The organism is Synechococcus sp. R5-15 (assembly GCF_047462035.1).
GTDB lineage: Bacteria > Cyanobacteriota > Cyanobacteriia > Thermostichales > Thermostichaceae > Thermostichus.
The window spans coordinates 1-26,053 of sequence record NZ_JANSIK010000168.1; the positions used below are offsets into that span (position 1 = coordinate 1).

The following is a 26,053-nucleotide window of genomic DNA, read 5'->3' on the forward strand; positions in this document are numbered from 1 at the left end:
GCAGAACAGGCTCAGGGCTACTGAAAGCCCGCTCCGTACCGCTTAGCGGTCGGAGCCGGGTAGTTTACGTTTTCTCCTCACTATGGCACGTCCTTCTTCTCGGCAAAGGCTGCTGAATGCGGCTCGGGAGCTGTTCGTTCGTCAGGGCATCACCCAGACCACCACCCGTCAAATTGCGGATTTGGCCGGAGTGAATGAGGTCACCCTGTTTCGGCACTTCGGCACCAAGCAAGGGTTACTCCTGGCCGTATTTGGGGAGCTGGGGGTCTTTTCCGGCATTGCCGATCTGCCCCTGAAGGCGGATCCCGCCCCCTCTCAAGGTTCTGGGTTGCAAGCCATTCTCCTGCGCTATGTCCACACCTGTTTTCGGGCTTTGGCCGATAATCCTGAACTGGTGCGCTCCCTGGTGGGAGAGGCTGGCCTTTATTCTGAGGAACATCGTCGCGCCTTGCGGATGGGTTTTTCTCAGGCCCAAGAACAGCTGACAGAGTATTTGCGGCGATTTCCCAACTCTGAGTTGCAATCTGTCGAGCCGGATCGCCTTAATGCAGCCGTTGGGGTTTTGCATGTGATGATTTTGGGAGCAGCAATGTTGGCGGTAACTGCCGAGTTGCCTTCCGTTGGCGCCGACGGAACCGAGCCCTCTGTTGAGGGGCAGCTATCGGATGAAAAATCTAAAAAATCAGAGAAAGGCGCCGAAACCGCCAGGATCCCCCCCCTTCTGCAAGCCTGCGTGGAGCTGTGGATGGCAGGCGTGACCAGAATGACAGAACCTACGCCGTAGCGCAGCCACCCACAATTGGACAAGGCTCTCCAAGTGCCCTAGGTGGGCATGCGATACAGCTTCTCCCAACGACACACTGACTACGGCCAATAAATAGCCCCAGACCACAGGGATCCCGGCAACCTGCAGAACTCCCGTGAGCTCGGAACAAACTCTCTCTGTGTGCAAATAGATGTGCAAACAGGTAGATGTGCAAGTAGAAAAGAGAGGAGGTTGTAAGCCGGGTTCTGTAGTGCAGAGTTGCACTGGCGATCATCTATCTGGGAGTGATGTTACCATCACCCTCTAGCGGCTCACCACCATCGAGAGCACCCTTCCCCACTTTGGGTACCGTGACCTCGATGCAACCGACAGGGGCGAAGAACAGCCATAGTCCTGCGGCTGCGGCCTTGCTTTCCACCGGGGTTTACCGAGCCAACGCCTCACGACGTTGCTGGTGGGCTCTTACCCCACCTTTGCACCCTTACCTGTGCTGGGATCCCAGCCATCGGCGGTATGTTTCTGTGGCACTATCCTCGCGGTTACCCGCACTGGGCTTTCCCCAGCGGTGTGTTCTTCTGAAAGCCCGGACTTTCCTCATCCCGCTGTCTGGTGGCGACAGCAAGGACGCGATCGCCTGCCCCTCCTCTCTCTTCAGCTCGATCCTACTGCATCTTCCAAACCTAGAAAATCCCGGAAATCGGTACAAACTCCACTTGATCGGGAATGTTGGGGGCCAGGTGTAAGATTTGCCGGTTCAAATCCATCACCACAGCCGCCACGCTTTCGGTGCGATCCCAGGCGGGCAGATGGGGATCCGGATAGCGGCAGATGCAGTGGGGGGCATTCGTCCGGTCTTGTAGGATTTTTTGAAGAGCGACCGCGTCTAGGGTTCCCGTTTGAGCACTCTGGCGAAGCAAATGATAGGCCCGTTCTAGCCTTGTGGAGGATCCTATATGGGGGGGCAGCTCATCTTCTCGCAAGGCCGGATCCAGGAAATGATTGGTGTGGGCGAGGATCCCTCCTTGAGGGAGATGCAGGCCAATTCCTCGTGGACTGATTTCAAAGCTGATTGCACTAGCGGGCTGTAGGCCTACCGCCTGTCCTGTAATACCGGCAACGCTGACACAAGAGGAGGCGGTGTAGGGGTAGGATCCCACCCTCTCCACAGCTTGCTGCCACTCCTCGCACTCCAACAACAAGCGCAATAGCAAATGCACCGGCATTCCCTCGGTTTGCCCATCTAGGGTAGAGCGCAAGAGGTTGAGGGCTACGGCCAACCCTGCTTGATTGAGGCCAATTTTGGCCAGGATCCCAGCTTCGGTCAGGGTGAGGTAGGCAGGGTGGTTATCGGAGCGAACGCACAACAGCACACAGGCCCTGCGCTGCTCCCCGATCCAATCCCAGGTTTGGGCCAAGTAGGTGTGGTGGGTGGAGGTAGCCTGGGGCAAGGCCGCCAGGGTGGTGCATTCTCCCCCATCCGGGTTGGCTTGGGCTGGATCGATGAGATCAATCCCCTTGAATTCATGAGCAGGATCCGGTGGGTGCTGGGGCACCCCGTTTTGGAGATTGTGTTCCAGAGCAGCGGCGCAGTTGGGATGGGATCCACCGACAACCGATCTGGATAAAATTTCGGTGCGCAAATTGAGGGCCAGAATCTCGGCGAAACGAAAGCCACTCCCCGCAGCAATTCCTTGGATTTCTTCCAGCAGGTGGGGCACGTGGCGCTCTAGCCAGGGCAGGGATCCCTCTGCTTGGGTCTGGGCCTGCTGCCAGGTGAGACCACAGCGGTAGGCAAATTGGCGGGCGTAGCTGGCAATGCTGTGGCGAATGAGTTGGGCCGCCTGGGATCCATACTGTTGGCCTCGTTGTTGGGGATCCCCCTGCAGATGAAGAATGGGGAACATGGTGCTGGTTTGCCCGTGACCTCAATAGGTGGGCAGGGAGGGATCCACCTCACAAGCCCAAGCGTGAATGCCGCCGCTGATGTTATGAACCTGAGTGAACCCGTTGGCCTGTAGCCACTGGCTCATCTGAGCAGAGCGGAGGCCATGATGACAGAGCACAAAAGTTGGCTGATCTGGATCCAGCTCTGTGAGGATCCGTTCCCTCCATTCCTCGTACTGGCTCAAGGGGTAGTTGCGAAAGCCCAGGGCATTTAAATTCACCAGCTCCAGCTCTGCCGGTTCCCGCACATCGATCAATTGCAGAGGGCCGGCCTCGGGATCCTGTAGGTATTGGGCCATCTGTTGTGGTGTAATGGAGCGGATGGAGAAGGACATTGCCAACTCTGGTCTACAGGGATCCCTTTTCAAGATACACCGGCTCAGCGGCTGCCCTGAGACTGCCCGCAAAGGTTAAGATGTCACCCTGATTTGGGCTTAGCCTGGGTATGGCTGTGCAACGCTTTTTGATCGACACGGATACGGCGGGAGATGATGTTACCTCGCTGCTCTTTGGGCTGCTCTGGCCCAACAGCATCCTACAGGGCTGCCCGCCGGGGTGAGTTTCATTCGAGATCCCTTTGCGGAAGTGCCCAAACCCGCCGATTATGCCAGCATCTGCAGCGGAGATACCCGTCCGCTGTTCTTTATCGGTGTGGATGCTAACCAAAACTACCTGGGGGATACCGATAACAACCCTGCCACCCTCAACCACGGTCTCACCTCGATGCTGAAGCGGGTGGATATGGCCACCTATGAAGTGATTCGCAGCGTGGTGGAAGGCAACTTTAAGGCAACTTTGTCGGCGGCATTCAAACCTTTGGCCTGGAGAACGAGGGTGTGGGCTATGCCCTGGATGAATACAACCAAGCCTTGCTCTCAGCGGATTTGGTGGCTGCTGTGGAAGCGGTGAAGCAAGACATCCTCGCCGGAACCCTCGAAGTACCTGAAGAGCGCTAGATTTTTGAGATTTTTGTTGCCGATTGATTGCGGATCCCTGGCGAAGCCTTGACTAAACAGAGGATCCATCAGAGGATGCTTTTGCTGAGGGCATTGGATCGCAACTTGGCCATCTGCACTTTGACCTCGTGGCAGTTGTTTGTTGCTCTTGTTTGTTGCTGTAACAACCTTAACCGCTAAGCGCTTGTAAGGGGCTTTCCACCTATGCTTGGCCAAGTATCCAAATCTGGTTGGGGGATCTGTTCAGCCTTGCTGCCTCTGTTGGCGGGGGTTGCCCTCGGCTGTGGGGGTGGCGGCGGCAGTTCTCCACCTCTTCCTCCGCCAGGTGGCGGGCCCATCATCCTGAGAGTGGATCCGGCCAGTGGCCCCTTTACCAAACTGGCAGACGCAGTTGCAGAGGCGCAGCGACTTCAGACTGCCACAGCCGGCCTGGAGGTGCTGATCGAGATTTTGGGGACGGGCAGGGAAACTTTGCAAAGCAACCTGGCCCTGGATGGCGGCGATGGCACCAACGGCGGTCGCATTCGCATCACCAGCTCCACCGCCTATGAGATCCTGACCGGGCTCTTTGACGTGATTGTAGCCAGCCAAACCAGCCTGCAGGGGGTAGATGTGGTGCTGGGGGGTGGACGGGTGCAGGTGAACAACGGCACTTTTCAGCCGCGCAAGGTCACCCTCAACGACCCTCGCTCCAACATCTTGGTCAACGGCAATGCTGCGGTTCTAGAGGGAGCCTTGAACCAATTGGCCGAGATTTTGTGCCAGCAATTTTTGGATCCCTGTGTGCAGATCTCTGGGAATGGCCGGGTCAGCCGTGTCTCGCCGATTGTCAGTAAAACGGGTGGGGTGGGCATAGGCACTGTGCCGGGCAGCAATCCCATCCTTGAAAACAACACAATTCTCCTGCAGGCTTTGGGGGCTTTGGCCGTTCGCTATGGTGACAACTCCGGCGGGATCTTCCGCAACAACCAAATCGAAGGGGATCCACCCACGGCTGGAGCCGGCTTGGTACTGCAGGCGCGGCAAGCAGGTACGAGTGGCACTACCGGGATTCAGCTGGATGGGGCAGGCTCAATTCCATCCATTCAATCCAACCGGATCGGCGTGGGCAGGATAGCCGGCAGTGTCGGCATTCGTATTTTGCAGGGAACCCAGGCCCGCACCATTTCCGGGAATACGTTCCTAGCTCGGGGCGAGGGCGTAGGAGTGGCAATTCAGGCGGCCCCCGGCACCCCAGATGCGGTAGTCGCAGCCTACCTGGCTGGCAATACTTTCCAAGGAAACTTTGCTCAGAGGGTCACTGGGGAACCTGCGCCCATCCCAGCTCCTGCACCGACGCCGACGGAAACGCCCACGCCAACACCGACGCCAACGCCAACACCAACGCCAACGCCAGCTCCTACCCCGACACCCCCGGTATTGGGCACCGGCCCCATTCAAGTTACCTTGAGTTGGAACACCATCGATGACCTTGACCTGTATGTTACGGATCCCACGCAGCAGACCGTGTTTTTTAACAACCGAATTGTCCCTTCTGGAGGACGGCTGGATGTGGATGCCAATGCCGACTGTGTTGCCGTAACCCAAAATGCTGTGGAGAATGTCTTTTGGGCTTCCACCCCGCCCTCAGGGCCATACTTCATCGAGGTGAGATTGTTCCGGCGCTGCTCCCAATCAACTGCTCCCATTCCCTTTACCGTAACGGTTCGCAAGAGCGGAAACGTCGCGCAGACTTTTAGCGGCTTGGCCACATCCTCTGGCTTGGCGGGTAGGTTTACGTTTTCCTTCCCCTGAAGTTAGCCAAGGCTGGCAGCCATCTGCCCTGCCCACGTATGGCCATTTTGGTTCAGACTAGGACACCACACCTATACTCATACTCAGATCTTTGATTGCAGATCGCAGGGTTCAGAAGACCTTATTTCTGCGCCCCAGGCATCTCCTTCCCACTGAGGACAGCTCCAACTTCGCGGCCTCGACGCTTTTTCTGGCCATCACCTTGCGGCAGCGGGCGATGCTGGAAGGCAGTCCCACAAGTTCAAACAGTCACATCCCCTGGGAAAGGGGCTAGGGGTGGCGGACAGCGGCGCGGAGCGCTTTGCGTCAGCATGAGTGCGGGAGTATGTCACGCTATTCCGCAGCAGCCTTGGCTGCTTTCGCTTCGGCTTCCTTAGCAGCTTTGGCCGCTCTCATTTCCGCCAGAATCTCCTCCGGTCGTTTGCCAGCCCGCTGGGATCCAGCAGGCAAGTCGTGGGGATCGATCACCCCTTTAGGCAGATAGGCAAACTCCCGCAGTGGGGTCACCATTGGGTCCTCAGTTACCTTGGAGGGCAAACGGCCCATCGCCACCTGATGGTAGTTGAGGTCGTGGCGGTCGTAGGCGGCCAGCTCATAATCCTCAGTTACCGAGAGGCAGTTGGTGGGGCAAAACTCCACACAATTGGCACAGAAAATGCACACCCCAAAATCAATGCTGTAGCTGTAAAGCTCTTTTTTCTTCAGCTCTGGGTTGTAGGCCCAATCCACCACTGGCAGGTCAATTGGGCAAACCCGAACGCAGATCTCGCAGGCAATACACTTATCAAACTCGAAGTGGATGCGTCCCCGAAAGCGCTCAGAGGGGATCAGCTTTTCGAAGGGGTATTGCACAGTTACTGGGCGCCGACCCATGTGGTCGAAAACCACCCCCATTCCCTGGCCAATGTATTTGGCAGCTCGGAAGGCATCGCCCACATATTCTTTGACACGCTTTAGAAAAGTCATGGTCTATGTTCTCCCTCTCTGGCCTCTTTACTTCTCATTCAACCCCCAAAAAAGGTGGGGAAGGCGAGCTTTAGGGCTGCCGTCAGCAGCAAGTTAACAAAGGATACGGGCAGCAAAAACTTCCACCCCAAGTCCAGCAGTTGGTCAATGCGCACCCGCGGCAAGGTCCAGCGCAGCAGGATGGCCAAGAAGATGAAGATAAAAGCTTTGACCATCGTCATGACAATGCCTAAGGCCGCCGCGCCGATCTGCAAGAAAGGGTTATCCAAGGGGATCCCGGCAAGTGCAGCAATCGTTTCCACCGGCACCACAAACGACCAGCCCCCCAAGTACAGCACTGCCGCAATCAGAGAAGCCAGCAGCAAGTTGGCGTAGGATCCCAGATAAAAGAGGGCAAACTTCATGCCGGAGTACTCCGTTTGGTAACCGGCTACCAGCTCTTCTTCTGCTTCCGGCAAGTCGAACGGGATCCGCTCCGTTTCCGCCAGAGCCGAGATCAGGAAAATGACAAAGCCAATGGGCTGCCGCCAGACGTTCCAGCTCAGAATGCCCAGGCCGCTCTGCTGCTCCACGATCCCCACCGTGTCCAGACCGTTGCTCATCAGCACCACGGCCAACACTGACAGGGCCAGCGGCAGTTCGTAGCTGATCGATTGAGCTGCCGCGCGTAGCCCACCCAGCAAGGAGTACTTGTTATTGGAACCGTAGCCCGACATCAACAAACCGATGGGTTGCACGCTGGAGGTGGCGATCAGGAAGAACACGCCAATGGCAATGTTGGAGATCAATAGGTTCTGGCCAAAGGGAACCACTAGATAACACAAGAAGACGGGCAGGAAAACCAATATCGGCCCCAGCGTAAACAAGACTGGGTCGGCCAAGATGGGCAGAACATCTTCTTTGGTCAGCAGCTTGATGCCATCGGCAATCGGGATCAGCACCCCCTGAGGGCCGGCCATGTTGGGGCCAATCCGCTGTTGGGCTGCTGCCGAGATTTTTCGCTCCAGCCAAGTCATGACCATCACCCCCAAGGTGGCGGCGATGATCAGCAGCAACATGGGCAGGGGCATCCAGAGGGCATGGGCTGCACCTGCTCCCAAGCCCAAGTTCTGTAGGGCAGTCTCGAAGCCAAGTTGTAGGTCGATACCAGCGTTTGTCATGGGGGTGAGTAGCTCCCTAGAGATGGCGGGTTGGGTAGGGTTTGGGATCCCTGTAGCTAGGTCTTGCCGTTGGGATCCGACTGGGGGGGGCGGTTACGGCGGCGTAGCTCCTGCTGGATGATGGCCTGAAGACGGGCATCGGATAGCTCCTCCGCGCGGCGGCGCCTTTCCTCTTGGTACTTAGCCCATTGCTTGGGGCCGATAACCGCAGCAATAGCAGACACAATCAACAGCGGCAGAACCAAGATCGCCCAGGCCATCGCCTTTGTCCTCGCTTTCCGTAAGTATCTTAGCGATTCCTAGCGATCCACCTCGCCCATGATGATGTCAATGCTGCCGAGGATGGCGATCATGTCGGCTACCTTCATGCCGCGAATGAGCTGAGGCAACACTTGCAAATTGACAAAGCCGGGGGGACGGATCTTCCAGCGCCACGGGCAGACGCTGTCGTCACCAACAATGTAAATGCCCAGCTCCCCCTTAGCGCTCTCCACCCGCACGTAGGCTTCCCCCTTGGGGATCTTGAAGTTGGCCGAAGGCTTTTTGCTGATGAACTGGTAGTCGCCTTTGTTCCACTCCGACTTCGGCCCCTCCAGCATCCGCTTGGCTTCCAGGTTTTCAAAGGGGCCTCCTGGCAAAGCCTTGACGGCTTGCTGCACGATCTTGCAGGACTCCCGCATCTCTTTCATGCGCACCCGATAGCGGGCCAGGCAATCCCCTTCGGGGTAAACGGCCACCTCCCAGTCGAAGTCGTCGTAGCATTCGTAGTGATCCACTTTGCGCAGATCCCAGTTGACGCCACAGGCCCGCAACATGGGACCCGACAGACCCCAGTTGATGGCGTCTTGCTTGGAGATGGCTCCCACCCCTTCCAGCCGCCGGCGGAAAATCGGGTTGTCGGTAACCAGCCGCTCGTATTCATCCACTTTGGGCAAGAAATACTCGCAAAAGTCTAGGCATTTTTCCGTCCAGCCGTAGGGCAAGTCCACCGCCACGCCGCCTACCCGGAAATAGTTGTTGTTGATCAGGCGCATGCCGGTGACGGCTTCAAACAAGTCTAGGATCCACTCCCGCTCCCGCATGGCGTAGAGGAAGGGGGTTTGGGCGCCCAAATCCGCCAAGAAGGGACCAAACCAAAGCAGGTGGTTGGTGATGCGGGTCAGCTCCAGCATGATCACCCGTAGGTAGCTGGCCCGTCTGGGCACGCTGATCCCGGCCAGTTTCTCAACGGCATTGACGGTGATGGCCTCGTTGAACATGCCGGCCCCGTAGTCCCAACGGGAGACGTAGGGCAGGTATTGCACCACCGTGCGGTTTTCGGCGATTTTTTCCATGCCGCGGTGCAAGTAGCCGATCACCGGTTCGCAATCGACGATGTTTTCGCCATCTAGGGTGACCAGCAAACGCAAAACCCCATGCATAGAGGGATGGTGCGGCCCAAAGTTGAGCAACATCCGGTCGGTACGGGTCTCGATCATGGGCATGGGCATAGCCGCCGCCTCCGCAACTGAAGAATGTTCATGGTCTGCAACATTTGCAGTATAGCGGTTTTCTTCTGCCTTCTCGGGATCCCATGCCATCAAGGATCCCAATCCTCGATATTGAAAGTCTCCAGGGGAACTCAACTAGAGTGAGAGAAAAAGGAGGAAGACCGATGGCTATATCCCGTTCACCCGCGAATGGCCCATCCCGGAGAGAGCAGCAACATCCGCAGTATGCCACCGACCGAGCTGCGCTCGATGAGCTGATGGTGCAGGCCCAGGAGAGGCCCCTCTCGGATTGGGTACTGGCGGAAGTTGCCCGTTTGCGCATCCGTTACCACGGTTTCCCCGGTGCCTGGGATCTGCAGCGGGATTTGGATCAGATCTTGGAACAGTGGGGCATGAGCGAAGAAGAGCTGTTCGCCCAGACCCGCCAGATCCATGCCCGCGGCCAGGTGTACGACCGCAGCTTTAGCACGCGAGACGACTGGGCCTAGTGGAGGGTTTGGGTCGGGATCCCTCACCCCCATCCCCTCTCCCTCTGGGAGAGGAGAGCCCGCCGCTACCTAAGAGACGTGAAGTTGCTCGGCAAAGACGGGATCCAAAGGCACATCTAGGGCGGCAATCACCTTGGTCCAGAAGTTCATGAAGCCAATCCAAGCCGATAGCTCCACCAGATCTTCATCTGACCAAATGGCTTTTAGCTGGGCAAAGAAGCTGTCGGTCACCACCATGCTGGGCACGGTCATCCGCTCAGCGTACTCGATGGCCAGCTTCTCCGCTTCGGTGTAGAGGGTGCTGGTGCGGGCCTGGGCCACCGCCGCAATTTTGGCCGGGGAGGCGCCGTACTTTTGCGCCTGCAGGGTGTGGTAGGGAAGGCAGTAGTGGCGGCAGCCGTTGATTTGGGCAATGCGGATGCTGACCAGCTCCTTCAGCTCTTCAGGCAAGTTGGGGTTTTGGGTGTGCAGCGCCCCGTAGAGGTTCATCACGGCTCGCATCAGTTGGGGCTTGTGGGCCATCACCTGCAGGGGGTTGAGGGCGGTGCCGTAGGTTTTCTCCAGGCTTTCGTAAACCTTTTGCAGTTGCTTATCGGCTTTCTCTGGGGTAACAGGAGGGATCCGCATGGACAGTCTGTAAAATTGCAGCATTCTCGACTTTAGCGCGTCTGGGGGATCCGCCCAAGCCTGAGGGGCGCTTCACAGTCTGGGGGAGGGATCCCTTCTCCGCCTGAAACCAGGCACCTGCCTCCCTTCTTACTTGTCAAGGGTCAAGGATTGCCCAAGGATTGCTCAACGGCTTCCACCTGCTGCTGGGTGGCGGTAGCCCCTTGGTTGAGGGTTTGCTGGATCTGTTCCCGAGATTGGTAAATCTGCAGCGGCCCACCTTGAGGGATCCCTTGCTGGGCAGCTTCTGGGCTGGCTTGCTCTGGTCTCGGCTCCGAACTCAGCGGGTTGCGATAGAGGCGGTTAACCAGCAAAAATCCCACCAGCACCACAGCAGTTGCCACCAAAAGCCGAACCATACTCGGATCCCTTGCAAGCTTCTGATTCTAGAATGCCCTCAAAGAGCATTAGGTGGTCAGATGTTGGGCAAAGTTGTGCAGGCTTCCCAGCCGGTACGGGTTGGCATTGGCGGCCCGGTGGGATCTGGAAAAACCGCTTTGGTGGAAAAGCTCTGCTTGGCGCTGCGGGACCACCTGTCTTTGGCGGTGGTGACCAACGATATCTATACCCGCGAGGATGCCGAGTTTTTGGTGCGGGCCAAGGCCCTGGAGGCAGAGCGGATCATTGGCGTAGAGACCGGCGGCTGCCCCCACACCGCCATTCGGGAAGATGCCTCCCTCAACCTAGACGCCATTCAGGAGCTGGAGCGCCGCTTTTGCCCCCTGGATCTCATCTTGGTGGAATCGGGGGGGGACAACTTGGCAGCTACCTTCAGCCCGGAGCTGGTGGACGCCTGCATTTACGTCATCGACGTGGCCGAAGGGGACAAGATCCCGCGCAAAGGCGGGCCGGGGATCACCCGCTCCGACCTGCTGGTGATCAACAAGATCGATCTGGCTCCCTATGTGGGGGCAGACTTGGGGGTGATGGAACGGGATGCCCGTCGCATGCGGGGAGACAGGCCCTTTGTCTTTACCAACCTGCGCACGGGTGAGGGGCTGGAGCAGGTTCTCAGTTGGCTGGAGCGGGAGGTGCTGTTTCGCCCCATCAAGGCCGACCCCCCCTCGGTGAGCCGCCTGTGAACTTCGGTAAGGCCATCTTGAAGGCAACCCGCCGAGGCGACCATACCCACATTTGGGAGTATTCTCAGGCTCCCTTGCAATGGCTGGGATCCCCTGGGGAGCCACCTGTGTACTACCTGCGCAACCCCAACGGCGGCTTGCTGGGTGGGGATCGCCACCGGATCGAGATCGGGCTGGGGCCAGGCTCGGCGCTGGAAATTCGCACCCAAGGGGCAATGCGGCTACATCCCGGCTTGATTCGGCAACAGGTCAAGGTCAAGCTGGCCCCCACCAGCCAGTTGATCTGGATCCCTCACCCGACCATTCCGGGGGCAGGGGCAGACTTTCGCCAGCAGGTGCAGATCGAACTGGATCCCACAGCCCGCCTGGCCTATGCCGAGATCTGGACTGCCGGACGGCTGGCCATGGACGAACGCTGGCAGTTTGAACATCTTGCCAACTGCTTGCAAGTTTGGGTCACTGCTGGGATCCCATCCTCCCCCGAGGGGAGAAAACTCTGGCTGCAGGAACACATAGACCTGCACTTTCCCCATCGGCAGGTCTCCGCCGCGTCAGTGCTGGGATCCCATCTCTGTTGGGGATCCCTGTACTTGCTGGGGGATTGGCCGGAACCCACTTGGCTGACCGTTCACATCAGCGGAACGGAGTCCCCATACTGGCTGGTCAAGTCTCCGGATCCCATCTGTAAGGGTTGGATTCTGCGCCAGGTGGGGCCACAGGCAGAGGCCATTTGGCGGCATTTTGGCCAGGTTGCACTACAGCTTGCTCAAGCCAAGGGTGGCTCACCCCAGGGGTGGTAGACTAAGGCTGACTCAAACCAACTGGTTGACCCAAGGCCGGGACGGAGTCCTTTGAACGCTGCTCAACGGATTCTCAGACGCTCTGTCCTCAGGGGGCGAAGTCGCTGGCTGCTCCTCTACGAGAAGGGGATGGCCCTGCTGGCCCTGAGCAACCTGTGCTTGGTGCTCTTCGACATGAGCTATGTGCCTGGGCGAGATTTTTGGCTCCAGGGTCGGGTGCAAATTTTTGGCGCCTTTGGTCCTCCCATTCCGCTGCCGATTCTTTCCGAAGAAACCAGCCGTTCCCCGGTGACCGACCTATACGATCCCATCAAAGGTATCGAGCCCAACCCCGAAACCCAGCGCTACTTGGCCTTGGTGGATGAGCTGCGCCAGGTTACCCTGCGGTTTGGCGTGGAGTCGGAAGCGGCAGCACCAATCCTGGCCCGCTTGCGGGAGCTCAGCGACGAGATGATTGAGACCAATCCCTTTCAGGGCGCCAACAAAACTGGCCAGTTTGTGCGTATCCTCAATTTGATGCGGGAGCACATCCCAGAAGCCGACTCTGCCAGAGCCGCCTTTGCCCGCTTTTGGACTGCTGAGTACTTGGCCAGCGCCGATCCCGCAGATGGAATCGAATTTTTCCAGACCCGGCTGCGCCCCCTCTTCGAGACCAACTATTTCCGCCCCATTGGTGAGAGCGGTAACCCTGTTGACTTTTTCCCGGTGCTGGATTTTCCCTTCGTGCTTCTGTTTGGGCTGGAATTTTTGCTGCGCACGGTGGCCATCAGCCGCCGCTACACCGGCGTCAATTGGCTGGATGCCATGCTCTGGCGTTGGTACGATGTGCTGTTGCTGCTGCCCTTTTGGCGCTGGCTGCGGGTGATCCCCGTCACCATCCGGCTGGGACAAGCGCAGTTGCTGGATCTGGAGCGGGTACGCGCCCAGGTGAGCCAGGGCTTTGTTACCAACTTCGCCGAGGATCTGACGGAAGTCATTGTTGTGCGGGTGATTAACTAAATCCAGGTATCCATTCAGCGGGGATCCCTGCCCCTGCTGCCGGCAGCGCGTACCCAGCGCGACTACATTGATATCAACAACACCAACGAGCTGGAGGCGATTGCCAACCTGGTTTTTCGCATTGTTCTCTACCGCGTTTTGCCCCAGGTGCAACCGGAATTGCAACAACTGCTCCGCTACAACCTGGATGGCCTGCTCAAGCAGTTGCCTGCCATGCAAACTCTAGAACAGCTTCCCGGCCTGGGATCCCTGCCTGGCCAACTGACGGAGCGCCTGGCCAACGAGCTGACCACCACCACCTACAAAACCCTGACGGGCAGTTTCGAGGATCCCGTCGGCTCCAAGCTGGCAGCGCAACTGATGCAGCGGTTTGGTGAGGTCTTGGCACGGGAACTCAGCCAGGAGCATGCTTTGGAGGAAATTCGCTCTCTCCTGCAAGACTTGCTGGAAGAGATCAAAATTAACTACGTCGAGCGGCTATCCCACGAGGATCTGGAGGAGGTGATGGAGCAAACCCGCCAGCTTCGGCAAAAGGCCCAGCAACTGGAGAAAGACCGCCGCCGATAGAGTTCGGGGGATTGGTTGACGAGGTTTCGCCAGTTCAGTAGGATAATGGTTCCAAGTCGGGCGAGTGGCGAAACTGGTAGACGCACCGCACTCAAAATGCGGCGGGAAACCGTGTCGGTTCGAATCCGACCTTGCCCATGATTTTTAGTCTGCTGTGACGAGCTGTAAGGCTCGCTGCTTTCTGGGTTTGGTAGGTTGATCCGTCTTGCCTCTTCTCACAGGGGTTTGGTGATAGAACCAGCCAAGCCCTTCTGGAGCAGGGTGCCAGCGGGACGGAGTCCTTAGATAGGGCAGCCAGAATCGGGCTCATCCTGCATCCTAGAGATGAAGCTCTAGCCGCTAAACTGGGGAATCATGGATGCAACTTTGGAATCTTTCTTTGCCTCTGCCACCCAAATTGGGCTAGGTCTAGCAGGCTTGCTGGCTGTGCTCACCCTGCTGGCCTGGATCCGCAATTGGCCCTTGAAGTTTGCGCTGGTGGGCTACACGGCGTTTGCGCTGGTTTTAACAGCGGGATGTTTTGCCCTCAGCTTGGGGCCGATCTTTCGCTCCCGCATTCCCGGTGCTGCCCCTTACACCACCGTCTATGACCAAGGGGCGGATCGAGCGGTTATTGCTGTCAGCCCGGATATCACCCCAGAGCAACTGATCCTCACCCTGAAGCAGGCGGCCAGCGATTTGGGATCCCCGGGCCGCTTCTCCACCGGTTCGCCGGTGTTCACCTTGCGGGCCCGCACCGTCATCCATCCCGAGCCGGGAGTTTCCGAGCCGTTGCTCTTGGGCACGCTGCAACAGCCGTTGGGAAAGCGCCTGCGCACCCCAGAAGAACAACAGCAGCAGCAGATCCATCTAGAGGAAGAGGCCTTTGCCCGGCTGCGGAAGTTGGCCCAGGGTCAGGCTTCTGCCGCCTTGTCTGCAGAGGGAGCGGAAGAGCCAACCACCGGGATCCCACTTGCCCAGTCTTGAGCGCTGAGCCAGCGGCGCAGATCCTGTCCCACCCGGTCGGGGATCTCCCAGGGAAAGAGATGAGCCACGTTGGGATAGACAATGCAGGTGCAGTGGGGCAGGGCGCGGGCTGTGGCCAGGCTGCTGTTGGCGGTGATGTGGCGATCCCGCTCGCCGGCCATAAGCAGTACCGGGATGCGAATTCGGTGCAGATCTCCCTCGCGGTTGTAGCCCCGTTGCAAAGCGGCGCGCAGAGCTTGGCGAGCCTGGGGGGAGGTGTGCAGATAGGCGGGCAAGGCCATGTGCGCCAAATACCGATAGGCCGTTGGGGTCTGTTGCTGCATCAGGTAGCGGTAAAGGGAGCGACGGCCAAAGGTCTCGATGTTCCATTCCCAGCCGGGCCAAAGCCAGTTGAGCAGCGAGGCAACGCCGGTGTTGATCTGATCCCAAAAATCGGTGGGGGGATGGTTGCTGCGGGGGCAGGCGGCACTGGCCACCAAAACCAAGCCTTTTACCCGCTCCGGCAGACGCAAAGCCAACTCCAGGGCCAGGATCCCGCCCAAAGACCAGCCCAGAACCAGACACTCCTGCCAGCCCAGGCGATCCAGCAGCCGCTCCAAGTCCTCTAGGTGATCCTGCATCTCAAAGGGATCCGTCACCTGGGAATGCCCGTAGCCACGCAGATCTGGCGCCACACAGGGGTGCATTCCCGCCACTGCCTCTGCAAATACCGCCATGCAGTCGGCATTGCCCGGATGGCCGTGGAGCATCAAGATTGGGAGGGAGGGGATCCCTTTTCCCCAAGTACGGTAGTGGAGCTGCAGGCCCATCGCGTCAGCAGTGCAGTTCCCGACTGCTGTAGGCATAACACTCTGGATAGCATCTAGACAGCAGGGTTAGGCGCTGGCCGCCTTCTTCGGAGTGGGCTGGAGCTTTACCCCGTTGGGAATGCAAATTAAGTTTTGATCCAGCACCTGCACAAACCCTTTCGAACGCAGGGATCCCAGAAGACGAGTCACCGTCACGCGGGTGGCCCCAATGGCATCCCCAATCTGGGCATGGGTAAGGGGCCAGGGGAGATACATCCCTTGTTCACAGGGCTGTCCATACTCTTCGATCAACAGGCTCAAGAAGCCCTTGAGGCGATCGATGGCGCGCCGTTGGCCCAGATTTCCCAACCACAGCAGCTTCCGTTGCAGTTGCTGGCGGAAGTTTTCCTGAATCTTCTGGTGCAGATAGGGCCACTGCTCCAGATCCTGCCAGTAAAACCACATCACCGTGGTGCGATCGGCGTGGGTGCAGGCTTTCAACTCAAAGCGCTCTGGGTTGCTCAGCTCAAAAGGAAATCCAGCCGTGATGAACCCAACAAAGACCTCCCGCCGCTCTGGAGTTTGGCTGACCAGGCGCACCACTCCCTCTTGGGTGATGTACACCAATCCCGGACGAGTGGGAATGCGCACGTCTTTGGGAAAGGTGCGACAGCGGTAGTGCTCCTCGGCCCACTGGCAAAGCTCACGCCATTCCTGAGCCTCTGTTGCCGATGTGATGGAAACAAGTGACATGAGATCAACTTCCTGTCGCTCGAGCGACCTGATGGGTTTTACAGACTTTCCAGCTTTACCCGGCTGTAGGCTATGCAACGCTTCCGCGTTCGCGCCGGCGGTGCGGAGCACCTACACGTCAACGGGACGGAGTCTTAGGAAGATGGGGATGGAGAAACAGCAAGATACACACAAGAAGGCAAATACAAAGAGGAAGGAAACCGCAGGGTTTACTTTACCTTAGCTTCATAATGGCACTTGACCTCATAGGGTGACATTGTGTTCCTACTGATATTGTTCAAAAGGCTACGTCCAATAATAACCCCAAGAAGCCGTAAATTTTCAGATTCTGCCGCTGAACTCGGCTACCTGGGGGATCAGCGCAGATCATTGGGTCAGACTGGTGTATGTCTAAGGGCGGGTGTGGGGTGGCTGGGATGAATATTCTCATCAGCAACGACGATGGCATCCAGGCGGCAGGGGTGCGGTGTTTGGCGGCAGCGCTGGCCCAGCTGGGGGGGCACCAGGTAACGGTGGTCTGTCCGGATCGGGAGCGCTCGGCCACCGGCCACGCCCTGACGTTGCACAAGCCGCTGCGGGTGGATCCGGTGCGGGAGGGATTTCCTCCAGAAGTGCAGGCCTGGGCCTGTTCGGGCACCCCTTCCGACTGTGTCAAGTTAGGTCTGGACGGGCTATTGGATCATCCTCCCGATTGGGTGATTTCCGGCATCAATCAGGGAGCCAATCTGGGCACGGATGTGCTCTACTCCGGCACCGTCTCGGCGGCAATGGAAGGGCTATTGGAAGGGATCCCTAGCCTGGCAGTAAGCTTGGCCAGTTTTACCCATCAGGATTTTCAACCAGCGGCCCAGGTGGTGCTGAAGCTACTGGAGAAACTGAGCCTGAAACCCCTGGGGGAGCCGATGCTGTTGAACATCAACGTGCCCCCCCTAGCGCTGGCTGAAATACGCGGCATGGTCTTGGCCCGCCTGGCCTGGCGCAAGTACACAGATCTCTACGAGAAACGGGTGGATCCGCGCGGCAAGGCCTACTACTGGCTAGCTGGAGAGGTGGTGGAAGAGGAGGTGGATCCCTGTTCGGACGTGCGGGCGGTTGCCGAGGGCTATGTGTCGATTACGCCCCTGCAGCCGGATCTAACGGCCTACGCGGCCTTCGATAGCCTACAGCGCTGGGGCCTCTCAGCTTTTGGCTCATGAATTTTAAGCCGGTGAGCTGGGGTCAGCGCCGAACAATGTCATCCCCTCCAAATTTTGGGTCGAACTCGGCGGGAAAGCGGGTGTTGGCACTGTAGATTGCCCCTTCCAGAAAAGCGCTCTTTAGGTTGTCCATCGACAGATTGGCCCCTCGCAAATCCGCCCCCGTTAGATCCGCCCCACTTAGGTCGGCGCCACGCAAATTGGCCCCACTCAGGTTGGCCTCGCCCATCATAGAGGAGACTGCGTAGAAACTCCCGTCAGCGCCAGCAATCGTTTCGCCACCCCTTCGGCAACCGGCATGACCGACAGTCGCGTGCCCCGCCGCACCACCTCCAGCTCCTCCGGGGTGAAGGTGGCCCGCAATTTGGCCAAAGGGATCAATCGCCCAAAGGCTGAGACAAACCGCACTCGCACCGTATGCCAGCGGGGATCCTCGCGGGTAGATTTGGGATCATAGTAGGGGCTGGCAGGGTCAAATTGGCTGGGATCCACCACCTGGGTTTCTAGGATTGCCATCAGGCCAGCAATACCAGGGGGGTTGGCGTTGGAGTGGTAGAAAAAGGCGCGATCCCCAGGCTGCATTGCCTTCAGATAGTTGCGGGCTTGGTAGTTGCGCACGCCATCCCAAAGGGTTTGGCCCTCCCGCTGCAAATCCCAGATGCTATAGATGCTGGGCTCAGATTTCATCAGCCAATAGTTCATGGGGCACTAGGCTCTGGGAGCAGATAAGGGGGAACAACGGGCAACAAACTCGACAAAGTTGCGCAGCATCTTCAAGCCGTAGGGGCCGGACTTTTCTGGGTGAAACTGGGTAGCAAACAAAGCGCCGCGGGCAATGGCGGCTACACAGGTTTGGCTCCCGTGTTGGGTCGTGGCAGCCACCCAGGCTGGATCGCTGGGCACACCGTGATAGGAATGGACAAAATAGGCCCAGGTTTGATCGGGGATCCCTGCCCAAAGAGGCGATTGGGGTTGGGTAAGGTGCAACTGGTTCCAGCCCATGTGGGGGATACGCAAGCCCGGCTCCGGTCGAAAGCGCTGCACCCGTCCAGGCACAATGCTCAGCCCTGGCTCTGTTCCCTCTTCGCTGCTCTCAAACAAAACCTGCAAACCAATGCAAATGCCCAAGAAGGGCTGCTGCCGCTGCACCGCCTCCCGGATGGGATCCACAAAGCCTCGCTCTCGCAACTGCTGCATGGCTGGGTCAAAGGCCCCATCGCCGGGCAGGACAATGCCGTCAAAAGCCGCTAGTCCAGTTGGCTCTGTTACTAGCTGCACCTCAGCTCCGGCCCGCTCCAGCCCTTTGCAAGCCGAATGCAGATTTCCCGCCTCATAGTCGATCACCGCTAGGCGTACAGTCCCCATGGGATCCCTTCTCGTGAGGAGTTTAGGAGTCTATCAGTATAGTGGTTCTAACCCGTTTGAGCTGACTCATGGCTGTGGCAATTGCTTCGCACGATCCCACTCCGACCGGTACTGCTCCGCAACCCTGTCGCGACCAGGTTGATTGGCCTGAGGCGGCTTACCTGCACATCCCTTTTTGTCGGCAGCGCTGCCACTACTGTGATTTTGCCACCGGCTTGGGCACCCGCAAGTTGATGGAAACCTACGTGCAGATGCTCTGCCGGGAGATCGGCGGCGCCTACCGCTACCGCCATCTGGCCGGGGATCCCAGACCGTTGACCAGCATTTTTTTCGGGGGTGGCACCCCTTCTCTGCTGACGGTGGAGCAACTGGGGCGGATTTTGAACGAGCTGAAAGAGAGGATCCCGTTTCATCCTGACTGTGAGATTTCCCTAGAGGCCAATCCCGGCACCCTGACCCGAGATCAGTTGGCGGGCTACCGGGAGCTGGGGGTCAACCGCATCAGCCTAGGGGTACAGGCATTTCAGCCAGAGCTGCTGGCCGCTTGTGGTCGCCTGCATGGAGTGGAGGAAGTTTACGAAGCCGTGGCCGACTTGCAGGCGGCGGGCTTTGAGAATTTCAACCTGGATTTGATCTTTGGGCTGCCCTACCAGACTTTGGAACACTGGCAGCAGTCTCTACGAGCTGTTCTTGAGATTAACCCCACCCATGTCTCCGTCTATGATCTGACGATTGAACCGGGAACCCGCTTTGGTCGGATGTACCGACCGGGAGCAGCACCTTTGCCCAGCGAGGAAACCACAGTTGCCATGTACCTAATGGCGCGGGAGCTGCTCACCGAAGCGGGCTACATCCACTACGAAATCTCCAATTTTGCCCGCCCCGGCTACGCCTGTCGCCACAACCGAGTGTACTGGAAAAATCGCCCTTACTTTGGCTTTGGCATGGGATCCGTCGGCTACGAGGGGGGACGGCGCATTCAGCAGCCCAAAACCCTTTACCACTACTTCGAGCAGGTGAAAGTCGGAGTCCACCCTCTCCCTCCTGAAGCATCCCCAGAGGAAGTTTGGATGGATACTTTGATGTTGGGGTTGCGTCTAAAGGAAGGTCTGGATTTGTGCCATTTACAAGAGCGTTTTGGCCACACAAAGGTCGAGCAAGCTTTGGAGAGGCTGGATCCCTATTTTGAGAAGGGATGGGCCAGTTGCGAGGCGGGCCGGCTACGGCTGATTCCGCCCGATGGCTGGCTATTTTCCAATGAGATTCTCAGAGACTTGCTGGCTTGATTCCGACGGTTACTTTCACAAGATTTCTCACCAGAGTCCCCTATCCCAATTGGCCGAAAACTCAAGCTTTGAGGAGCGTAGGCCATCACTATTTCCAGCAGCCATTAAACCCAACATTTCACAGATCCTGAGATCTCTAATCTTGCAAGAGGGGTTGAGGGGAAAGATACGGAAGCCCAGAGGATCCCTATCGATAGTTGACAAATTGCAGCGCCACCGGGTAGTCCTGCTGCCTAAGCATTTGAATGACCGCCTGTAGCTCGTCTTTATCCTTGCCGGAAACGCGCACCAGATCCCCTTGAATGGCGGGCTGCACCTTCTTAAAGTTGTCGCGGATTTGCTTGGCGATCTGTTTGGCCAGCGTGGCATCAATGCCCTTTTTCAGGTGAACCACCTGGCGCACTCGGTTGCCGCCGGCGCTCTCTGGGGGTTGGAAGTCGAAGATCTTCAGGGATAGACCCCGCTTGGCCGCTTTGGTAAGAAGCAGATCCCGAATGGAGTTGAGGGCCATGTCGTTGGCGGTGGTGATGGTCAGGGATCCCTCCTCCAGCTCAATTTCCGTCTGAGTATCCTTGAGGTCGTAGCGCTGTTTGATCTCCCGTCGGGCTTGATCCACAGCGTTCACCAGTTCCTGCCGATCGAAATCACTGACGATATCAAATGAGTAGGTAGAGGCCATAAACCTTATCTTCGCTATCGTTCAGTATCTTAAGCCCTCAGCCAAGCAGGGATCCCTAACTCTCGGAGAAGCTACAACAGGTAGAGGGATCCCAGTCCAGATTTACGGAGAAGCAGGATGGCCGATGTTGTTTTAATTACAGGCGCTTCTGAAGGCATCGGCAGAGCTACTGCCTTTACCTTTGCCCGTGGGGGTTACCGATTGGCGCTGGCTGCCCGCACTGCCGAAACCCTGAAGCAAACGGCCATCGACCTAGAGCAAAGCCTCAACGCCGAGGTCTTGGCCGTTCCCACCGATGTCACGCAGCCAGAACAGGTGCAAAACCTGGTGGAGAGAACCCTAGAACGCTATGGCCGCATCGATTGCCTGATCAACAACGCCGGCATCTGCATGAGTGGCCCTTTTTTGCAAACCACCCCGGAGCACTGGCAGGCTTTGATGGCGGTCAACTTTTGGGGCTACCTCCACACCATCCGAGCCGTGCTCCCCGACATGTTGAAGCGCAAAAAAGGCCAGATCATCAACGTGGGATCCATTGGCGGCAAAATGCCCCTGCCCCAGATGAGCGCCTATTGTGCCAGCAAGTACGCGGTCAGTGGGCTGACAGAAGCGCTGCGTCTGGAACTGCAACCCCAAGGGATCCAGGTGATCGGCGTCCATCCGGGCATCGTCAGCAGCAATTTCCTCAAGCGAGCCATTTTTCTGGATGAGGTGGGGCCAGAGTCCTCTCCCGATGGCCACTCCCAAACCTCAGGTGGCAAAGCCCGTGAGCAAATGCAACAGGCGCTGGAGAGTTTTTGGGTCAGCCAGCCGGAAGAAGTTGCCGAAGCCATTTGGGATGCCGCTCGCCAGTCCAAGTCAGAGGTGGTGGTGGGCATGGCCCAATGGGCGGTAGGAGCTTACACCCTCTTCCCCGGATGGGTCGGCTCACTGCTCCAGAATGTTCCTCGCTAGGTCAGGTTCTTGGGTGCTGGATAATAAGCGGTTTTGCAGACCCAGCAACAGCAGGAAGAGGGCTAAACTTGGGTATAGTTTGAGGTACCGTTAAACACTGGTATTGGCAGCGGAAGTATGGTTGAATCTGTGCCTTCTCCTTCCGGTACCCACCAGCACATCTTGATCGTGGAAGACCGAGATGGCCGCCGTACCCAGGTGCTGGGATCCGCCAAATACTTCATCGGTCGGGACTTGGCGAACGACATCTGTCTCAACTCTCAGTATGCCTCCCGCTACCACGCCATGCTGCTGCGGATTCCCGCCGAGCGAGAGGGAGAATATTGCTACCGCATTTTGGATGGGGATTTGGAGGGTCGGCCCAGCACCAATGGCTTGTTGATCAACGGCCAGAAATTGACCACCCACCAGCTCAAGTCGGGGGATGTGATCACCTTTGGCCCCGATGCCAAAGCCACCTACAAAATTGTTAAGGCTCCCTAGGCCCAGATCTCTGCAGAGCGTGCAATCGCCCCCCAATCAACAGCAGCAAAGCCAGCACCAAGGCCATCTCCGACAGCAAGGTCGCTAGGGCCGCCCCCTGCCAACCCCACCTTGGGATCCAAACCGCATTCAAAAGCCCATTCAGCCCCAGAGCCATCAGTTGCAGACGGCTGCGGGGCTTTTGCAACCCTGCCCCGGTGAGCAGGTGAGACAGCAAAAGGTGGATCCCCTCTAGCAAAATGACCGGGCTGAGCCAACGCAGGATGAGGGCCGTTTCCCGGTAAGCCGATCCCAGCACCCAGGGGATCCCGTAGGATCCCAGCGCCAGCCCCAGGGCGGCCAAACTGCCGTAGCCCACCACCCAAGGGGAAAGGTGACAGGCGTAGCGCCAGCCTTGTGGGAGTCCTTTTTGGCCTTGGCGGCACAGCTCGGCAAAATGGCTGGTGAGCAGAGCAATCATCGGCGTTTGCGAGAAGTTGATCACCCGATAGGCAGCGCTGTAAAGACCCCCCGCTGCTGCTGAGGCCAAACGGGGCAAGAGCAGCTTATCCAAATCGGTGAAGGTTTTCACCGCGGCCAGCCCCACCGCAAAGTCCCAGCCCGCTGTCAGCCGTTCCCGCAGATCTCTCCAGCTCAGGGCCAAGGGGAGAGAAGGCTCGCTCCACCGTCCCATCCCCCTCGCGATCAGCAGCAGCACGACCAACACCATCAGGCCGTACAGAACAGCCCATTGCACCAGGGATCCCCAGCCCAAGGCCACCGCCAACAACACTGCCCCCAATCGCCCCAGCGCCATGCCCGTGTCGATGAGGGCTACCCCAGCAGCCTGCTCTCTCCCGATCAGGATCCCCCTGTACACCTCTGGCACCGCGATGAACAGCAGATCGCTCAAAAGCAATACCCCCACCACCGCTGCTGGCGTCCCGGCCAGCCAAACGCTCAAGAGGGGCCACAACACCAGCGCCATCCCCCCACAGCCCAATCCCGCCAACCATAAGCTGGGGCCAATCCCCTGGGTGCAAGTCGGGGATCCCTGCCGGCTGAGGCGCTGGATCAGCAGTTCCGATTGGCCCAAATAGCCAAACGGGGCGGCCAGGTTGCTGCAGGCCAAGATGGCAGAGAAAACCCCGAAGGCTTCCGGCCCCAACAGACGGGCCAATAGGATGAAATAGGCCCCGGACAACCCCAGGCGCAGGCCATTGCCCACCATCAGCCAGGCAGCCTGGCGCAGCCGTTGTTGTTCTGCTCTATCCACGCTGCCACTCCTGGACGAGGCTTGCCGCAGCCAGGGATACTGGATGGATGCTGAGACTGCCTGCCCGAGAGCGGGCATCTCCTCTCGATTTTGGGTGTATCGGTTGCAATTCTTCTGGCAATTTCATGGCCAAACTCTACCCCGTCAGCAACGCCGCGCGAAGCCCCCACATCTTGGCAGGACGGGATCCGCAAGCCCTGTTCTCCCCCCATTCCAGACCGCCTGCCCCCCGCCGGGTACTTCCCCCACCCCTGCCGGACGGCGGTAGCCCTCGCTGGCTGGGATCCGCATCGGCCAAAACGGTGGGGCAGGGCTATCGGGCCGTTGTCTTGCTCTTGCTGACCAGTCTGCTGCTGTTTGGAGGGCTGGGATCCCGTCTGGCCTACCTGCAGCTAGCGCGCACCCAGTATTACCGCCAGCTGGCCGATACCAACCGCATTCGCCTGTTGCCCCAGCCGCCAGAACGCGGACGCATTGTGGATCGCAACGGCGTATTGCTGGCGAGCAGCCGATTGTCCCACTCGGTCTTCCTCTGGCCTCTGGTGCAGTCGCGGCAGCGCTGGCAGGAGATGATCCCCAAGTTGGCAGAATACTTGAACATGGCCCCCGAGGAGATCGCCCAGAAACTGGAACAGGCCGGATATCGTTCCCCGTTTCCCCTGCGCATCCTGCGCAACGCCAGCCCCCAGGTGGTCATTCAACTGGAGGAGATGAGCCGCGAGCTGCCGGGAGTGATGGTGGAGGCCGAGACGGCGCGGTTTTATCCCCATGGCGACTTGGCTGCTCACCTGCTGGGCTACACCGGCGAGATCTCGCAGGAACAACTGCGGGCGGATCCCAGCTATCGCCTGGGGGATATTGTCGGCCTGATGGGAGTGGAGGAATTGTTTGAGAGCCATCTGCGCGGCCAATGGGGCGGGCGACAGGTGGAGGTGGACGCCATGGGAGAGGTGCTGCGGGTGCTGGGGGAACAAGCGCCCCAACCGGGCAACACCCTGCAGCTCACTTTGGATGTGCGGCTGCAGCAGGCGGCAGAGCGAGCCCTCGGCCAGCAAAAAGGAGCGGTGATCGCCATGGATCCCAGCGATGGCTCGATCCTGGCCATGGCCAGCTATCCCACCTTTGATCCCAACCTCTTTTCCAGCCGCATCACCCAAGCCCAGTGGGAGAGCCTGCAGCAGCAGGATTTTCCCTTCCTCAACCGCGGCCTGCGGCCCTATCCCCCCGCCAGCACCTACAAAATCATCACCACCGCTGCCGGGATTGAGTCGGGAGCCTTTCCCCCGAATACGGTGCTGCAGACCGGCCCCTACATCCAGGTGGGAGGGTGGCGCTTTTGGGACTGGAACCGGGCCGGCTTCGGGCGGCTGAACTACCGGCAGGCGATGGCCTACAGCAGCGACACCTTTTTCTACCAAATCGCCCTCGGCACCAAGGCTGCCCCTTTGCAAGAATGGTCGCGCCGCTTTGGGTTGGGACAACTGACCGGGATTGGCCTCAAAGGGGAAGCCGCGGGTCTGGTGCCGGATGCTGAGTGGAAGCAGCGCCACTGGCGCGAGCCCTGGTATGTGGGCGACACGGTCAACATGTCCATCGGCCAGGGATTTATTACCGCTACGCCGCTGCAAATGGCGGTGGTAACGGCGGCAGTGGCCAATGGGGGCTGGCGGGTGCGCCCCTTGCTCTCGCACCAGGTGATCCCGGAAAGCCCTGTGCCGCTGCGCCAAAAGGTAGGTCTTTCCCCTGCCACCCTGGAGATCCTGCAGCAGGGGCTGCGAGATGTCGTGGTTTACGGCACTGGCGGCAACGCCAACCTGGGGCCAGGATTTCCCCCAACGGCTGGTAAAACCGGCACCGCAGAGGATCCGCCGCGGCGATCCCACGCTTGGTATGTTGGCTATGCTCCCTACGACCGGCCCGAATTGGTGGTCGTGGTCTTTCTGGAAAACAGCGGCGGTGGGGGTGGATCACGGGCCGCTCCCATCTTTCGAGAGGTGATGCGGGCCTACTTCCGACCCGAGTCGTGAGCCCTAGCTTTCTGTCGGATCCGAGCCAACTGGGTATATGCAGTCTCTTGTCTCCCAGAAAATTGCGTTAAGATCCCCTAAAACCCCTTGCCCAGCAGGCTTCTGCCCTAACTTAGCTGTAGAATATGTCAGTGATTTGGAGCTCAACTGCCACAATCCTGCCATTCGCGCCAGTGGCGCCTTGGCGCATTGCAGGGCAAGCCCCGCTCCCACACACTGAGAACACTCTGGGCCGTGGCCGCTCTGCAACGCCTGAGCGAATCCGCGATCCAGGGAACGCTCTAACTTTATTGCCTAACTCAAAAGGAGATCAGGATGAACAAGGCAGAACTTGTTGATGCCGTCGCTCATCGCGCCAATGTAACTAAAAAAGAAGCGGAGGCTGTCATTTCCGCCGCACTGGAGATCATTGTCGAAGAGGTCGCATCCCGCGATGAAAACGGTGAACCCAAGGGGAAGGTGACCCTGGTGGGCTTCGGCTCCTTTGAGGCTCGCAAGCGCAAAGAGCGGGAAGGTCGCAACCCGAAAACCAACCAAAAAATGGTGATCCCAGAGAGCATCGTCCCCACTTTTAGGGTGGGCAAGTCATTCCGCGAAGCAGTAGCAGGGGGGAAATCTTAATT

30 protein-coding genes, 1 tRNA gene and 1 other RNA gene are annotated in these 26,053 nt (G+C 58.6%); 16 read left to right on the forward strand and 16 right to left on the reverse strand.

Annotated features, from left to right (window positions below):
* Positions 1 to 82: 82 nt before the first annotated feature.
* Entirely contained in the window at positions 83 to 784 is a 702-nt protein-coding gene (locus NW839_RS12415; protein ID WP_414352223.1) for a TetR/AcrR family transcriptional regulator, read from the forward strand.
* Between the two features lie 200 nt (positions 785 to 984).
* Here the strand turns inward: NW839_RS12415 and rnpB are convergent.
* From rnpB to NW839_RS12430, 3 genes are all read right to left on the reverse strand, one after another.
* An RNA gene (rnpB, locus tag NW839_RS12420) (RNase P RNA component class A) lies at positions 985 to 1,414 on the reverse strand.
* 32 nt (positions 1,415 to 1,446) lie between these two features.
* The gene (locus NW839_RS12425) at positions 1,447 to 2,670 is read right to left on the reverse strand and encodes a C45 family autoproteolytic acyltransferase/hydolase (RefSeq protein WP_414352222.1); all 1,224 of its coding nucleotides are present in this window, start codon (positions 2,668 to 2,670) and stop codon (positions 1,447 to 1,449) included.
* 21 nt (positions 2,671 to 2,691) lie between these two features.
* Positions 2,692 to 3,045, reverse strand: a complete 354-nt coding sequence (locus NW839_RS12430) for a rhodanese-like domain-containing protein (RefSeq protein WP_414343313.1) — start codon at positions 3,043 to 3,045, stop codon at positions 2,692 to 2,694.
* 220 nt (positions 3,046 to 3,265) lie between these two features.
* Here NW839_RS12430 and NW839_RS12435 point away from each other — a divergent pair, with 220 nt between their 5' ends.
* The gene (locus tag NW839_RS12435; RefSeq protein WP_049749562.1) at positions 3,266 to 3,619 is read left to right on the forward strand and encodes a hypothetical protein; all 354 of its coding nucleotides are present in this window, start codon (positions 3,266 to 3,268) and stop codon (positions 3,617 to 3,619) included.
* Between the two features lie 296 nt (positions 3,620 to 3,915).
* Positions 3,916 to 5,460 carry a right-handed parallel beta-helix repeat-containing protein gene (locus NW839_RS12440; protein ID WP_414352221.1) on the forward strand — a complete coding sequence of 515 codons (1,545 nt, stop codon included), beginning with the start codon at positions 3,916 to 3,918 and terminating at the stop codon, positions 5,458 to 5,460.
* Positions 5,461 to 5,793: 333 nt separating this feature from the next.
* On the opposite strand, the gene ndhI is transcribed toward NW839_RS12440, so the two are convergent.
* The 4 genes from ndhI to NW839_RS12460 are packed head-to-tail and all read right to left on the reverse strand — an operon-like array spanning position 5,794 to position 9,070.
* Positions 5,794 to 6,426 (reverse strand): NAD(P)H-quinone oxidoreductase subunit I, encoded by a 633-nt coding sequence (gene ndhI / locus NW839_RS12445; protein WP_414331863.1) that lies wholly within the window; start codon positions 6,424 to 6,426, stop codon positions 5,794 to 5,796.
* Between the two features lie 38 nt (positions 6,427 to 6,464).
* The gene (gene nuoH / locus NW839_RS12450; RefSeq protein WP_414331864.1) at positions 6,465 to 7,586 is read right to left on the reverse strand and encodes an NADH-quinone oxidoreductase subunit NuoH; all 1,122 of its coding nucleotides are present in this window, start codon (positions 7,584 to 7,586) and stop codon (positions 6,465 to 6,467) included.
* A 56-nt stretch (positions 7,587 to 7,642) separates the two neighbouring features.
* Positions 7,643 to 7,846, reverse strand: a complete 204-nt coding sequence (locus NW839_RS12455) for a hypothetical protein (protein ID WP_414352220.1) — start codon at positions 7,844 to 7,846, stop codon at positions 7,643 to 7,645.
* A 39-nt stretch (positions 7,847 to 7,885) separates the two neighbouring features.
* Entirely contained in the window at positions 7,886 to 9,070 is a 1,185-nt protein-coding gene (locus tag NW839_RS12460) for an NAD(P)H-quinone oxidoreductase subunit H (RefSeq protein ID WP_414352225.1), read from the reverse strand.
* A gap of 170 nt (positions 9,071 to 9,240) precedes the next feature.
* Here NW839_RS12460 and NW839_RS12465 point away from each other — a divergent pair, with 170 nt between their 5' ends.
* Positions 9,241 to 9,564, forward strand: coding sequence for a DUF3288 family protein (locus tag NW839_RS12465; RefSeq protein ID WP_414352219.1), 324 nt, complete (start codon positions 9,241 to 9,243; stop codon positions 9,562 to 9,564).
* Between the two features lie 69 nt (positions 9,565 to 9,633).
* On the opposite strand, the gene NW839_RS12470 is transcribed toward NW839_RS12465, so the two are convergent.
* Together NW839_RS12470 and NW839_RS12475 are read right to left on the reverse strand one after the other, a co-directional pair.
* Entirely contained in the window at positions 9,634 to 10,191 is a 558-nt protein-coding gene (locus NW839_RS12470) for a carboxymuconolactone decarboxylase family protein (protein WP_414352218.1), read from the reverse strand.
* Positions 10,192 to 10,334: 143 nt separating this feature from the next.
* Positions 10,335 to 10,589, reverse strand: coding sequence for a hypothetical protein (locus tag NW839_RS12475; RefSeq protein WP_041436298.1), 255 nt, complete (start codon positions 10,587 to 10,589; stop codon positions 10,335 to 10,337).
* A 60-nt stretch (positions 10,590 to 10,649) separates the two neighbouring features.
* On the opposite strand from NW839_RS12475, the gene ureG reads away from it, so the two are divergent.
* The 6 genes from ureG to NW839_RS12505 all read left to right on the forward strand — a co-directional run bounded on the left by ureG (position 10,650) and on the right by NW839_RS12505 (position 14,644).
* Positions 10,650 to 11,312, forward strand: a complete 663-nt coding sequence (gene ureG / locus NW839_RS12480) for an urease accessory protein UreG (protein WP_414352217.1) — start codon at positions 10,650 to 10,652, stop codon at positions 11,310 to 11,312.
* On the forward strand, positions 11,309 to 12,112 hold the full coding sequence (locus tag NW839_RS12485; protein WP_414352216.1) for an urease accessory protein UreD: 804 nt from the start codon (positions 11,309 to 11,311) through the stop codon (positions 12,110 to 12,112). The genes ureG and NW839_RS12485 overlap by 4 nt, the downstream gene beginning before the upstream one ends.
* A gap of 51 nt (positions 12,113 to 12,163) precedes the next feature.
* Entirely contained in the window at positions 12,164 to 13,111 is a 948-nt protein-coding gene (locus tag NW839_RS12490; RefSeq protein WP_414352215.1) for a hypothetical protein, read from the forward strand.
* A 138-nt stretch (positions 13,112 to 13,249) separates the two neighbouring features.
* A complete protein-coding gene (locus tag NW839_RS12495; protein WP_414352214.1) occupies positions 13,250 to 13,678 on the forward strand; it encodes a hypothetical protein in 429 nt (142 codons plus the stop codon).
* Between the two features lie 58 nt (positions 13,679 to 13,736).
* Positions 13,737 to 13,816, forward strand: a tRNA-Leu gene (locus NW839_RS12500).
* Between the two features lie 216 nt (positions 13,817 to 14,032).
* Positions 14,033 to 14,644 (forward strand): Ycf51 family protein, encoded by a 612-nt coding sequence (locus tag NW839_RS12505; protein WP_414343408.1) that lies wholly within the window; start codon positions 14,033 to 14,035, stop codon positions 14,642 to 14,644.
* Here the strand turns inward: NW839_RS12505 and NW839_RS12510 are convergent.
* Positions 14,572 to 15,489, reverse strand: coding sequence for an alpha/beta fold hydrolase (locus tag NW839_RS12510; protein ID WP_414352213.1), 918 nt, complete (start codon positions 15,487 to 15,489; stop codon positions 14,572 to 14,574). The two genes, NW839_RS12505 and NW839_RS12510, sit on opposite strands and share 73 nt — an antisense overlap.
* A 30-nt stretch (positions 15,490 to 15,519) precedes the next feature.
* Positions 15,520 to 16,185 (reverse strand): Crp/Fnr family transcriptional regulator, encoded by a 666-nt coding sequence (locus tag NW839_RS12515; RefSeq protein WP_011432518.1) that lies wholly within the window; start codon positions 16,183 to 16,185, stop codon positions 15,520 to 15,522.
* 416 nt (positions 16,186 to 16,601) lie between these two features.
* On the opposite strand from NW839_RS12515, the gene surE reads away from it, so the two are divergent.
* Entirely contained in the window at positions 16,602 to 17,381 is a 780-nt protein-coding gene (gene surE, locus NW839_RS12520; RefSeq protein ID WP_414352212.1) for a 5'/3'-nucleotidase SurE, read from the forward strand.
* A gap of 22 nt (positions 17,382 to 17,403) precedes the next feature.
* On the opposite strand, the gene NW839_RS12525 is transcribed toward surE, so the two are convergent.
* The 3 genes from NW839_RS12525 to hisH are packed head-to-tail and all read right to left on the reverse strand — an operon-like array spanning position 17,404 to position 18,746.
* Positions 17,404 to 17,613, reverse strand: a complete 210-nt coding sequence (locus NW839_RS12525) for a pentapeptide repeat-containing protein (RefSeq protein WP_414328915.1) — start codon at positions 17,611 to 17,613, stop codon at positions 17,404 to 17,406.
* Positions 17,610 to 18,083, reverse strand: coding sequence for an EVE domain-containing protein (locus NW839_RS12530; RefSeq protein ID WP_414352211.1), 474 nt, complete (start codon positions 18,081 to 18,083; stop codon positions 17,610 to 17,612). Before NW839_RS12530 ends, NW839_RS12525 begins: the two co-directional genes overlap by 4 nt.
* A gap of 6 nt (positions 18,084 to 18,089) precedes the next feature.
* On the reverse strand, positions 18,090 to 18,746 hold the full coding sequence (hisH, locus tag NW839_RS12535; RefSeq protein WP_414352210.1) for an imidazole glycerol phosphate synthase subunit HisH: 657 nt from the start codon (positions 18,744 to 18,746) through the stop codon (positions 18,090 to 18,092).
* A gap of 68 nt (positions 18,747 to 18,814) precedes the next feature.
* Here hisH and hemW point away from each other — a divergent pair, with 68 nt between their 5' ends.
* Positions 18,815 to 20,032 carry a radical SAM family heme chaperone HemW gene (hemW, locus tag NW839_RS12540; protein ID WP_414352209.1) on the forward strand — a complete coding sequence of 406 codons (1,218 nt, stop codon included), beginning with the start codon at positions 18,815 to 18,817 and terminating at the stop codon, positions 20,030 to 20,032.
* Between the two features lie 187 nt (positions 20,033 to 20,219).
* Here the strand turns inward: hemW and NW839_RS12545 are convergent, their stop codons facing one another.
* Positions 20,220 to 20,711: a YajQ family cyclic di-GMP-binding protein gene (locus NW839_RS12545; protein WP_011432526.1), complete on the reverse strand. Its 492-nt coding sequence runs from the start codon at positions 20,709 to 20,711 to the stop codon at positions 20,220 to 20,222.
* Positions 20,712 to 20,828: 117 nt separating this feature from the next.
* On the opposite strand from NW839_RS12545, the gene NW839_RS12550 reads away from it, so the two are divergent.
* Together NW839_RS12550 and NW839_RS12555 are read left to right on the forward strand one after the other, a co-directional pair.
* On the forward strand, positions 20,829 to 21,665 hold the full coding sequence (locus NW839_RS12550; RefSeq protein ID WP_011432527.1) for an SDR family oxidoreductase: 837 nt from the start codon (positions 20,829 to 20,831) through the stop codon (positions 21,663 to 21,665).
* A gap of 117 nt (positions 21,666 to 21,782) precedes the next feature.
* Positions 21,783 to 22,148 carry an FHA domain-containing protein gene (locus NW839_RS12555; RefSeq protein ID WP_011432528.1) on the forward strand — a complete coding sequence of 122 codons (366 nt, stop codon included), beginning with the start codon at positions 21,783 to 21,785 and terminating at the stop codon, positions 22,146 to 22,148.
* Here NW839_RS12555 and NW839_RS12560 read toward each other — a convergent pair.
* A complete protein-coding gene (locus NW839_RS12560) occupies positions 22,135 to 23,403 on the reverse strand; it encodes a lipopolysaccharide biosynthesis protein (protein WP_414352208.1) in 1,269 nt (422 codons plus the stop codon). The genes NW839_RS12555 and NW839_RS12560 overlap by 14 nt on opposite strands.
* A gap of 47 nt (positions 23,404 to 23,450) precedes the next feature.
* Between NW839_RS12560 and mrdA the strand changes: the two genes are divergently transcribed.
* Both mrdA and NW839_RS12570 read left to right on the forward strand, forming a co-directional pair.
* Positions 23,451 to 25,430: a penicillin-binding protein 2 gene (gene mrdA / locus NW839_RS12565; RefSeq protein WP_414352207.1), complete on the forward strand. Its 1,980-nt coding sequence runs from the start codon at positions 23,451 to 23,453 to the stop codon at positions 25,428 to 25,430.
* Positions 25,431 to 25,745: 315 nt separating this feature from the next.
* Positions 25,746 to 26,051 carry an HU family DNA-binding protein gene (locus tag NW839_RS12570; RefSeq protein WP_414352206.1) on the forward strand — a complete coding sequence of 102 codons (306 nt, stop codon included), beginning with the start codon at positions 25,746 to 25,748 and terminating at the stop codon, positions 26,049 to 26,051.
* Positions 26,052 to 26,053 lie beyond the last annotated feature (2 nt).